At 67.3% G+C, this 12,196-nt stretch carries 1 protein-coding gene and 1 pseudogene; one reads left to right on the top strand and one right to left on the bottom strand.

Going from position 1 to position 12,196, the window contains the following annotated elements; genetic code table 11:
- Nucleotides 1-1,642 precede the first annotated feature (1,642 nt).
- Nucleotides 1,643-9,787, bottom strand: a complete 8,145-nt coding sequence (locus CC117_RS26785; RefSeq protein ID WP_241830456.1) for an RHS repeat-associated core domain-containing protein — start codon at nucleotides 9,785-9,787, stop codon at nucleotides 1,643-1,645.
- A 1,838-nt stretch (nucleotides 9,788-11,625) separates the two neighbouring features.
- Here CC117_RS26785 and CC117_RS26780 point away from each other — a divergent pair.
- Nucleotides 11,626-12,196 (top strand): annotated as a pseudogene (locus CC117_RS26780) (murein transglycosylase); the annotation flags it as partial.

The raw sequence follows: 12,196 nt of genomic DNA, 5'->3' as shown, positions 1-12,196 counted from the left end.
GTCGAGTACTTGGGTGACGGCACCTTCCTGCCGAACACCTGGACCACCGTCCCCGCCATCCCGTACTCACTACCGGACGAGAATCCAGCCGATGAGGTACGCCAGAGCGGGCAGAAACCTGAGCTGCTCACAGCCCGGGGGTCTCGCTCACGCCGGCGCAATAGTGCCCTTTCCGGGGCGCCGTAGGCCCAGCGCTGCCGGCGGGCCGTGGCCAGCAGCCGCGAACGAGGCCGGCGGGCGGGGTGGTGGCGCGACTCAGGCAGGTTCGTCGCTCGGTGTGGGGGCTGGGACGGGGYGCACCTCGGCGACGGTTCCAGGCTGTGAGGTTCGAGGGGCCCCCGCGGTTGTTGAGCTATCTGCGCCTCATCTGGCATCAGTGCGAACAGGCCGGCGCCTGCGAACCGCCCCGGCCTCCAAGTAACCCGGGGCGGTTCAACCCTCCCCACCAGCTCCGAAGCAATGATCAACCTCGCGATGGTTGACAACACGGCCAGGTGCATAACGGGCGAGATCACCCTCACCTGGCGAGACCCCTCGAGAGAACATAAGTAGCAATTAAGAAAAATCGAATATCCACTGAGAACGTGGTTCTGTGACTGATTCAGATCCGGTTCCAGGAAATGCCCGGCCAGTCAGCCACCACCCGCGCCCACTGCGTTCCCAGTGGGCGGAACGGCGGCGCGATGAACCACCTCAGTCCCGTCGAACCCAAGACGACCAACCCGATGCGAATCGATTCACCCGCTATAACTGATTGTCCAAAAATCAGAATCCATCGAAGGCTTTTCTCGGGGGGACCAGGTGGAGCGGTCGACCCCTGGTCGCCAATCCGTCACACTTTCACCAAAGTAGATCCAGAGCGCCCAATAGGTTGCATCCTCATGGAAAATTACATCGTTCTCGGACGACAAATCCCGCTCAATCCAATGCTGATTTATACGGGCAACAGCCTCTGCCGGCGATATCGCACATAACTCAACCATCTCCCCGACTATATCGCGCAGAAACTCTAGACTTTCACTCGACGTTCTGATCAAGAATTCCGACATAGCACCATTCTCACTGAAGTGCAGCATCGAGCATCGGCCCGGTTCCCTCATAGAACACAACCTGGTTCCCAAACCAGACGGGCGAACTTCCGCGGCGGAATGCTTGCGGGTTTCCCAGCATCGGACCCTCGACCATCGAGTACGGCGGCGTCTCCGTTCCACTTCCCGATCGGAAGCTTCTAACAAAATCAGTCAGACCGGGRCTGTTTTCGGTGAAAATGAGCGAGTTAAGTGAGTTAAGTTGTGAGTTTGGAATCCTGAAATGACGCAATTTAATCTCTTGGAATTTCAGATGATTTAATCTCTTGGAATTTCAGATGGTCGGATCGTCAAAGTCGGCTGTCGACCCGGATCTGCCGCCAGAACAACAGCCTTCCGCATTTCTCCGACATGCGCCGCGGTCTCTTCCGCCGTGAAGCGGCCATCCGTCACTCGCGGGGGGTTTACATGCCCGTAAGCTCCACTCGATCGCAGTTGGACACCCACACCGAAAGTATGAACGCAGACGATCCGCACCTCAACGACACTCCCAATCAACTCAGGATCAATTTTTCCCCATCGATCAAGGGGAAGTTCATGAATATCTCGATAATTTACCACGGCGCGTAAAACCACTTCCTAGACACTGTCAGGCGGTTAAACAAGTCGATTTTTCCGTACGGGATTTCCCATTCACGCCCAGGGCCACCTTCATAGAGGAATCCTGGGCCAAAGTTCTCCTCGAAGTCCGAGCGTCTGAACGTGAACATTATGTACCCATCTTCGTACCCTCCGACCGAGTAGTCAGCATAACGCAGCGCCACATCCTCTGTCCCAATGTACGCGCGACCGTTACCATGCGCATGTCGTGCAGGGTTGAGTCCGTTGCGCAGTTCGTCCGGTCCGTTCCCCCGCTGTGGGGCCCGGTACACGCGCACCAGGTCATCTCGTTCACAGTCACGCGCTGGGGTCGCTGTCTGCGCACACGAATCTTCGTCGGTGTCGTGGYGGTCGCGCGGGGGTTGTTGGTCGCAGAGGTCGTCGAGTGGGGTGATTCCGGGGGTGGTGGTGGCGCAGTTTTCCTGGGGGGTGTTCTGGTCGAGGGTGTCTTCGAGTTGGTCGCGGAGTTCTTTGCGGAGTTCCTGGTTGATTCTGCCGCGGGTTTGGTCGAGGGGTTTGCTGGTGTCGTCGCCGATGCAGCGCAGGGGGGCTTTGCACTGGGGGATCCGGAAGGGGGCTGTGGGGGGTCCACCGAGGTCGGTGTGGAGGCCGGGTCCGCCGCTGTTGGCGTTGGGGCGTGCGGGTCGGTGGGGGGGGATGTTGGTGGGGTTGGTGGCGGAGATGAGGGGGGCGTTGAGCCATTCCAGGTTGATCGGGTCCGCGACCGGCGTCGGGGGGGATGCGGCTGGCGGTGTGCCTCCCAAGCCGCTGCGACGGCTGCCTTCGTAGTTCTTGCGTGTGACGGACGCGGGTGCGGGTGGTGCTCCGGCCCCGGCACCTGCACCTGTCGCGGGGCTGGAGTCGGTGGTGATGTCGAAGGCGCCGAGTGCGGTGGCGGCGAGGATCGCGGCGTAGGCGTCGTAGTTGGGGTCGACGAAACCGCCGCGGGTATAGGCGCCGGTGCCTACGCCCACACTTTGCCGTGCCTGCGGCGCCGGCGCAGCGGGCGCGTCGTTGTTTCTGGCCCGCCAGTCGTTGATTTTGTCGGCGGCATACACCCCTGCCGCCACAGTCCCGGCCACGGCCGCAGCCCCGAGAGCCACCTGACCGGCGCCGGGCACCAGTACCAGGGCAGCAACAAGAACACCCGGGAAGTGGCCGGTGGGGTCGTTGTAGGTGAGGGGGTTGGCGGCTGCGTAGAGGTAGCGGTTGGTGCTGGCGGCGCCGCTGAAGGGCAGGTCGGCGGGGTCGCGGGAGATGAAGGTGCTGGTGCCGGGGGTGTACCAGCGTGCCTGGGCGGAGACCTTGCTGGTGGTGGGGTCGGTCCAGGACCCCTGGTAGCCGACGCGGATGTTGGCCGAACCCGCCACGACGGGTTTCCCGAAGGGGTCGTAGGAGCGGGTGTCGGCCAACGTGGCGCCGGTGGTGGGGAACGCGGCGGTGAGGTCGCCGTGGGTGTCGGTGAGGGTGGCCCAGTTCCCGGCGGCGCTGCCGATGGAGATGACGTCGCCGTCGGGGTCGCGGGAGTAGGCCGCGGTGCCGTCGGTGACAGGTTCGCGTTCCAGTCCGCCGTAGATGAGCCGGGTGCCGTTACGGACCGCCAACCGGCCGAGGCCGTCGTAGCCGTATGTGGTGCCGACACCGGTGCTGTCGGAGACCAGGTGGTCGAAGGCGTCGAAGCTGGTGGTGGTCGTGGTCGTACCCTCGACGCGGGTCGAAAGGGTGCCGCGGGGGGTGTAGGTGTAGGTGGCGGTGCCGTCGGACAGCAGCCGGTTACGCTGGTCGTAGGTCGCTGCGGTGCCGTTGACCGAGGTCCGGTTCCCGGCCGCGTCCCAGCCGTAGGTCGTGGTCACCGACGCCGGGTCGGTCCAGGACGTGAGCCGGTTCGCGTGGTCGTAGGTGTAGCTTTGGGTACCCGCCGATGCCACGGTGGCGGGGCTCAGAGTGGTCGTCAGACGGTTGTCGTTGGCGTCATAGCCGTAGGTCTGGGTCCGTAGCGTCCCCCCCGACCCCGTCAACGTGTCGGAGACCGTGCGGCCGAGGTCGTCGTAGCCGAACGTGCGGGTCGCGCCCGCCCCGTACGCCACCGACGTCAGCTGCCGGGCCGAGTCGTAGGTCAACGTGCGTGACCCACCCGTGGCCGTACCGGTCACCACGGACAGGTCACCGCGGGTGTTGTACGTGAACGCCGAATAGGAACCCGGGTCGGTACGCGACGCCATCCGGCCGTTCACGTCATAGGTGAAACTCGTCGCCCCACCGTTACCGGACGCGCCGGTGACCCGGCCACGGTCGTTGTAGGTGAACGCCTGCGACCCCTGCGGATGCGAGATCGACGTGATCTTCCCCGCCAGGTCGTAACCCAGCGTCCGCGCCGCGGCCGTCGCACCGCCACCGGAACCGGTCTCCGCGGTGAGCCGGCCCAGCTCGTCGAACGTCCGGGCCCGCACCACCCCACCCGGCGCCGTCTCCGACACCGCCAGACCCGCCGCGTCGTACGATGTCCGCCACTCACGGTCCGCGGCATTCGGATGCGCCGTCGTCGACGCCTCGATCACCGACTCCCGCAGGTTCAACGGGTTGTACGTGTACACAACCCGGTTACCCCGCCCATCGGTCCGCCGCGAGAGCAACCCGGCCTTCGCATATCCGAACGTGGTGGTGACCGATGTGGAGACGTCCACCGGTTCGACGACGGTGCGCAGCTGGTTGAGCGCGTCGAACGTCGCCGCCGTCGTCCGTCCCAGAGCATCGGTCTCGCTGACCGGGTTGCCGGCGGCGTCGTAGCCGGTCGACACCGCCCGCAGCTGCACGTCCGCGGGTGAGAACTCCGCGACCTGCACCGGACGTCCCGCCCGGTCGTAGGTTGTCCGCGTCGAGCGGCCCAGCGGATCGGTGACCTCGACGAGCCGGCCCGCGAGGTCGTAGGCGTAGGTGGTGAGGTTGTTGCCCTCATCCCGGCTTTCGATCAGATCACCGGCGGCGTTGTAGACCGCGGTCTGCGACTGCCCGCCGGTCGCGTTCGCCGGGGTGCGGACCTGGACGAGGTCACCGGCGTTGTTGTGCACCGTGTAGGTGGTGAACGTCGCCGCAGGGGTCCGCTCGGTCTGCGTGGTCGCCCAGACCCGGTCGAGGTCGTCGTAGGCGTAGAACGTCCAGGCGCCGAGCTGGTCGACGGTGGACACGACGTTGCCGATGTCGTCGTAGAGGATGCGGCTGACACCGGCGGTAGCCGAGCCGACCTGCGGGTCGGTGACGGCGACCGGGCGGTTGAGCTTGTCGTAGACGTACGTGGTCGTCTCACCACGGGCGTCGGTGTGGGTCAGGACGTTGCCGTTGTCGTCGTACGTCCACGACTCGGCCGGGGTGATCGCCGAACCGCCGGGCGGGGTGTACGGCTGCCGCGACCGCCCGGTGACCTGACCGGCCGCGTTGTACGTGATCGAGGTGACGTTGCCGCGCGGGTCACGGTCGCGGATGACCTCGCCGTGGACGTTGACGATCCCGTCGACGGTCTGTGTCTGGTCAGTCGGGCTGCCGCCCCACTCCTCGACCGCCACCAGCGGCGACGTCGTCCGTGACGTCACCCCGACCTGGTTCGTCGCGATCGTCGTCGTGAACGCCGCGTTCGGCGGGCCGCCGGCGACATAGCCGCGGGGGTCGGTCACACCGGTGACGAAGCCCCGCTGGTCATGCTGGATCGCCGTGACGTAGGTGGCGGTACCGTCACCGAACACCGTCTCCGACGTCGGGCGGGACGCGTCGTCGTAGGCGACGTCGACCCTCTCGGTGGCGGCCGTGCCGGCGGCACCGAGCACCGTCGACGTCACGTTGTCGCCCGCGTCGTAGGTGTAGGTCGCGGCGCGGGCCACCGAGCCGGGGGCGACCGTGTTGGAGGTGACCCGCCCGGCGGCGTCGTACGCGGTCGCCGCGGTGCGCAGCCCACCACCGGTGCTGGTGGACGTCGGGTTGCCGGCCGCGTCGTAGGAGCGGTCGACCAGGACGATGTCGTAGGCACCCGGGCCCGACAGGACACCGTTGGTCAGGTCCGGCGGACGGTAGCCGCGCAGGATCTCCTGGCGGGGCAGGTCGTCGAGCCAGTAGGTGTGGTCGGTGGTACGGCCCTCGGCGTCGGTCACCGAGGCGAGCCGGCCCGCCGGGTCGTAGGCCCGCGACTCCACCAGCAGGTCATGCGGCGACGAGCCGGCGACCGGGTCGTCGACGAAGTCCTCGACGGTCGTCGTCGCCAGCAGGTTCTTCGCCGTGTGGGTGTAGGCGGTGACGGTGCCGTTGCCGTCGGTCCTGGTGGCGATGTTGCCGTTCGCGTCGTAGGTCAGCGAGGTCGTCGACGCCGCCGAGGTGCCGGCGGCCACCGTCTGCGAGGTCTGCCGTTCGGCGTTGTCGTAGGTGTAGGTGGTCGTGCGGGCGGTGTCACCGCCGGTCGAGTCGGAGACGACGACCTGGGTGAGGTTCCCGTTCAGGTCGTAGCTGTTCGTCGTGACCGCCGTGCGGGTCGTCGAGTTGATCGGGTTCGTCACGCCCGGCGCAGTGACGGTCGCGACCCGCGACAGCTTCGTGTAGGTCGTCGTGGTCGTCAGGCCCGACGGGTAGGTGTCGGAGATCTCCCGCGACGTCAGCCRCCGGCCGATCTCGTCGTAGGCGTACTCGTGCACCAGCCCGGCCGGGTCCTGGTCACGGCGCAGGTCGCCCTTCGAGTCGTACCCGAAGGTCGTGACCTTGCCGCGGGCATCGGTCTGGCTCGCCAGCAGCCCCCGCGGGACGGTTCCGCCGCCGATCGCGGCCTCGGTGCCGTTCGTGAACGTCGAACTGGTCGTCCGCCCGGTCGGGAAGTCCGCGGTGGCCGGGGTGCGGGTCTGGATCAGGTCGCCGGCGGCGTTGTAGGTGTACGTCGTCCTGTACGTGTCGTGGGTGGGGGCCGACGAGCGGGYGTCCCGGTAGGCGGTGATCAGGTCGTTGCGCGGGTCACCCGGCGCCCCGGCGAAGTAGCTGTAGTACTCCGTGTACTGCACCGGGCTGGTGCCGACCATCGCGCGGATGGTGGTGCGGCCGAGCACGTTGCCCCGGGTGTCGGTCTGCAGCGTGAGGGCGTTGTCGTTCTCGTCCCGGACCTGCCGCAGGAACCCACGGTCGTTGTAGGCGAAGGTCCGCTCGTCCGCACCGTCACGCCGCGAGATCAGCTGGCCGTTCTTGTACTCCCAGTCGGTGGCATGGCCTCGCGGGTCGGTGATCCGGATCGTGGTCGTCGCCCCGGTGGCGTGCACCGCGAACGAGGTGCGGTTGGCCAGGCCGTCCTCACGCCAGGCGACCGTGCCGTCGGCGTTGTACCCGACCTTCGTGTCGATGTTGCCGCGCGGCAGGGTGATCTGGGTCAGCCTGCCGTTCGCGCCACCGCTCGTGCCGTAGGTGTAGGTCAGCGGTGTCGTCGAATGCGGTGCGGTGACCCCGGTCAGCTTCCCGGAGGTGTAGGCGTACGACCAGGTCAACGCCCCACCGTGGGCTGTCACGGACGGTGTCGAGACCGAGCTGACATGGCTGCCCGACCAGCCGAACGTCAACGCCCGGCCGCTGGGCCCGCTCGTTGCCGAGGTGAGACGCGCGTTGCCGTCATAGGCGAGCTGCAGCTGCCGCGCGGCGGAGTCCGTGACCCGGGTCAGCCGGCCGTCCGACCGGAACGCGTGCGAGCTGCCGCCCTTCTCCGTGAGAAGGGTTGCGGCCGAGAAGACCAGGTTGTCGAGCCGGCCGGTGCCGGTCGCCTCCGCGAACGGGCCGGCGCGGCTGCCGTAGTACACCGCCGGGTCGTTCACCAGCAGAATCTGCGTCCCGTTCCGCAGCACCCGGATCTGGGCGCCGTTCGTCTCGACCCGCAGCACGTCCGCCGCGGTACAGCAGGTACCCGCCGCCGACGTCGCCACCGTGGTCTCGACACCGTCATCGCGCTTGATCAGCTGCCAGGTACCGGCCGACGGCTGCGCGACCAGACGCCAGTAGTTCGCCGGATCGGCGTAACGGAACGCAAGCCCCAGACCGGCCTGCGCGACCGGCATCGTGAACGAGAACGCCCCGTCCGCAGCACCGGACACCGTCGCCACGTTCCGGTTCCCCGACGCCGTGGCCAGATAGGCGGCGTTGCCGCTCACACCCCAGGCCGCGCTGCCGACGTTCTGCCACTTCTCGCCGTTGTCCGTGGTGCCCAGCGACGTCGTCGAGTTGGCCCGGGTGATCGTGTCGCGATGCTGGTCGTCAATCAGGGTGATCGACCCGATGCGGCCGGGACCCGCGCTGGCCCAGTAGATGCCGGCCCGGGTGACCGTGCTGAACGCCGGGTCGGTGGCCGACCCGACGACCTGGTTGTTGCGCAGCACTGTGATCTGGCTGCCCGAGGTCGTCACCGCGTAGGTGTCGTTCGCGGAGCAGCAGGCGTTCGCGATCGTCGCGACCTGCGTTTCCGAACCCGACACCCGTTTCGCGAGGACCAGCGAGTTCGTGGTTGGCTGGACGTACAGCATCCACATGTTGTCGATGTCCTGCGCGCGGAACGCGACACCGATGCCGTCCTGGGCCACCGGGGCGGTGAAACGGATGGTCCCGTCGGCAGCGGCCGGCATCACCGCCGCATTGCGCTGCCAGATGGAGCCGGAGACCAGATAGGCGTTGTTGTTCGAGATTCCCCAGGTTCCGTCGAGAACCTGCCAGCTCTCACCGGTGTCCGCGAGCCCGAGCGATACCGTCGAATCAGCGCTGGTGAAAGAGGCGATCCTGGGTGAGGGCGCCTGCAGGAATGAGTACACACCCTGGGGCGGCGCGAAACTGCCATCGGTGTTACGGCCGTAGCGCTCGACCCGGCCGTCCGTCTTCCGTACCAGGATGTCACCGTCACCGGCGGACTCGGGATTCGCCGACCTGTCGAACTCGGAGGTCCAGCCAGGGCCGAAGATACCGTCGGAACTGCTGAGACTGTTGTAGGTCCGGGAGACCGACAACGCCGGGCCGATCCCGGAGACCGCGGCGTCGGTGACCGTCGAGCTGTAGTTCTGCGCCAGTGGATGTACATGGGAGACCGGTGGGACATAGGGATCCCGCCCCAGGCTGGCCTCGGTCGTCGACTGGGCGGCCACGGGCCGGATGGCGATGGGTCCCAGCCAGGAGCTCTGGTACAGGCCGTCACTCACCCGGACGTGCCAATAGTAGATCGTTCCCCAGGTCAGTGCCCCGGCGGGCGGCTGCCAGGTCGTTCCGGACTGCCATCCGGAATCCCAGCAGGAGCCGGACGCCGCGTCCGTTCCGGTGCAGAGCTGGAATTGGAAGGTGAGGGGGTTGGGCGCGTTGTCCGGGTCGCTGCCGCTGGCGGACAGGGTCGGGCGCAGACTCGAGACCTCGGTGCCGTTCGGCGGCGCGACCCCGGTGACGATGGGTCGTTGCGTGGCGTCGACGGTCAGTGGGGTGGAYATGTAGTCGACGCCCCAGGACGAGAACCAGGCGACACCCGACTGTTTCATGTCCCAGCGGATGTCGTACGTCCCGATCGGAAGCGGGTCGATGGTGGCCAGGAGATCGACCGTCTGGTCGGGCGCGACGGTGACCGGCAGGTTCGTCTCGGCGCCGTCCTGATCGTAGAGAACGCCGTTCTGGTACACGTGATAGGAGAGCTTGAACGCGCTGTTCGCCTGCCACGTGGACTGCCCGGAGTTCGTGACCCGGAGCATGACCGTGCCCGGGGTCGTCGCCGTCGGTCTCGTGACCCACTGCGGGCTRCCGTTCGGATACGAGTACTGGGCGCCGTTCGACGACCAGTTGATCTCCAGCTTCGGCCGGAAATCCGACGGCGGGTCAGCGGGATTACACAGGCAGTCAGCCGCAAAGAATGACTTGCGCGCGTTGTCATTCGTTTCCGACGCGGTAACCGCGAGACCAAAGTTCGCCGTGGGATTGTCGTTCCACATATGGACCAGGTCCCGCAGCCGGTCGTCACCGTTCCCGATATATTCCCACGAGGGAAGGCAGGCCGGGTTTCCCTGATGGTGCGCGAACGTGGACTCGGCGACAATTCCTGGATCGAGAGGGGCGCCGGGCCAGGTCATCATGGATGTCCGTGGGCGGAGACATCCGCGAGTGGGCACGGTGACGGACCGTGCCGGATCACAACGCGGGCACGGGTACAGCCCCTGGCCGCCGCGGATACGAAGCGCGACAGCCAGGGGGTGGCCGGAGCGGGGGCGGGCTCTGCGGCCGCCCCGGCCGGCTGTGGCGGCCGCACAGGGCATGCGGCCGTGATCTGTGTGACCGCCTGCCAGGGAGGGGAGCCCCGGCAGGCGGCACGCATCAGGGAAGGTGCTTTCCAGGTGAATGGGAAGGGAGAAACCGAGTCGACGTGACGGGTCGGGTCGGGAATGCGGGCCGGCTGGAGACGCGCCGGTGACCTGCGCCCAGGGTCGGACGCAGCAGAAATCACGGGCAGTGCGAACTACGGTCGGTGACAGGTGACGGGAATCCCGAGGGGGCCACCGCACTGTGGGCCAGCCGGGCAACAGCCGCGACTCGGATGAGCACCGATACGCGGCTCGCGGAACCGGACGTCGAATTGACCGACCTCCGGAGGCCGAACGTTTGCGGACGGCAGCATTACACACCCGTCATTGATCCGACAAGCGGTCAGCAAAACAGCAGCTTGTTCGTGATGGGCCATTGACAGCCGCGGGTAGCCCGGCTAATCGCGCTGACGGGCGCGCGAAGTCGCGGCGACCCGGCCTCGCACAGTCGCACCCTTCGCCAGTCGCGAGCCCAACGCCATGAGCTGGGCCGCTGCGGTCACCAGCCGACCGCAGCGCCGTTGACGGGCAGCAGGTAACGGTGGGTACTGCCACAAGCGGCAGCATCAACCCAATGGAACGACAACCACGTTACCTAGATAACAGTTTGATTGAAATCTACTGTTTCAGTGGCGTGAGACATGGACCTTGAGTCACAGTTCTGTCTCACATAGCTTCCACACAGCACAGACAGAGCGCAGTGCGCCACCCGGACTGCCGGTCCATCACGACCACAGCCTCTGCGAATACTACGGAGAGTGATGAACTAAGGGGATTCCCTACCGCGTCGGAGGCCGGCATCGCCCCGGCCCGACGCACTCTGGCGGCCGCACGGCTCCGTCACAGCCGTGCGGCAACTGCCTGGTCCGGCGGCCCATCACCCGTCACTGGCCGCCGGACCAGGTATCAAAGCCATGAGCAGGCATTTCGTCCACGCGCCCCGTATACGCGACAGGCGGAGCACCCCCCATCGCGTATACGCCGAGCCCAGGAGCTGCGTGCCGGTGAGCCGTCACCGTCGATCTCGCCCATCCCCGACCAATTCTCTCTCCGCACACGAATCAACGCCTGATCCGCCTGACGGTTCCCAACACGGAAAGTCACCTTCGGTCCGGCACATCGTCGGCCATCAGGCCAACCAACAAAAGCCCGGTGTCGATCTTCTCGCCCGACCCGTGGTAGCCCCCACCGTGGTCATGCCGCCGGAATCCTCGAATGTGGCCGCCGCGACGACGCATCGATCCTACGAGCGACGAGCCGGCGCGCACCGCGCGCCCGGGAACACACGCCGGCATACCTCCGCCGCAACGGCAGGCCGGCACCGGAGCCGCCGAAAGCCCCAGGTTTCTCCGCAGTCCCGGCCGTCGGCAGCCCCCAAGCTCGCGGCAGCCTCTGAGCTCTCGGCGGGGCCCCAGCTCGCCGCGCCGTCTCAACTCTCGGTGCCGGGTCAGCTTGCAGATCCCACGCAGCTTCCAGCGCCCGGCCAGCCGTCCCGGTCACCGAGGCCGCGTCGACGCACGAGGAGTGCCAGGCGCTCCAGGCACTCGAAGGGCTCGAAGTCCGCGACCGCCGGGCAGCCAGCGGCCCGGCGCAACCGGCGGGCGGGCCTGGTGCGTACCGCGGCGCTGCCGACCGCCGTCACCGCCAGCCTGCTGTTCTTCTGCACCGCCGCCACCCCCGGCAGCAACACCGGCMRGAACCCCGGCGACCTCGACACCGTCACCGCCCCCCTGCGCCCCGGCGACTGGCCCATGCCCGACCTCATCCGCAACACCCCACCCGAACCCGACCCCACCACCCTCACCACCRMCGACCTCGCCGARGACGCCACCTCCCCCGCCGACCAGCCCACCACCCCCATCACCCTCACCAGCGCCGCCCGCGCCATCCCCGCCCAACTCCTCGCCGCCTACCAACAGGCCGCCCGCACCCTCGCCGACACCGCCCCCGGCTGCAACCTGCCCTGGGAACTGCTCGCCGCCATCGGCAAAGTCGAATCCGGCCACGCCCAGGGCCGCCCCATCACCACCGACGGCACCATCACCCGCCCCATCCTCGGCCCCGCCCTCAACGGCGCCAACGGCGTCGCCCTCATCCGCGACACCGACAACGGCACCCTCGACAACGACACCACCTACGACCGCGCCGTCGGCCCCATGCAGTTCATCCCCACCACCTGGG

The sequence above is a fragment of the Parafrankia colletiae genome, from assembly GCF_001854655.1.
GTDB classification, from domain to species: Bacteria; Actinomycetota; Actinomycetes; order Frankiales; family Frankiaceae; genus Parafrankia; species Parafrankia colletiae.
Note: the sequence above shows the minus strand (reverse complement) of the source record. Positions and strands in the feature narration are given on the sequence as shown.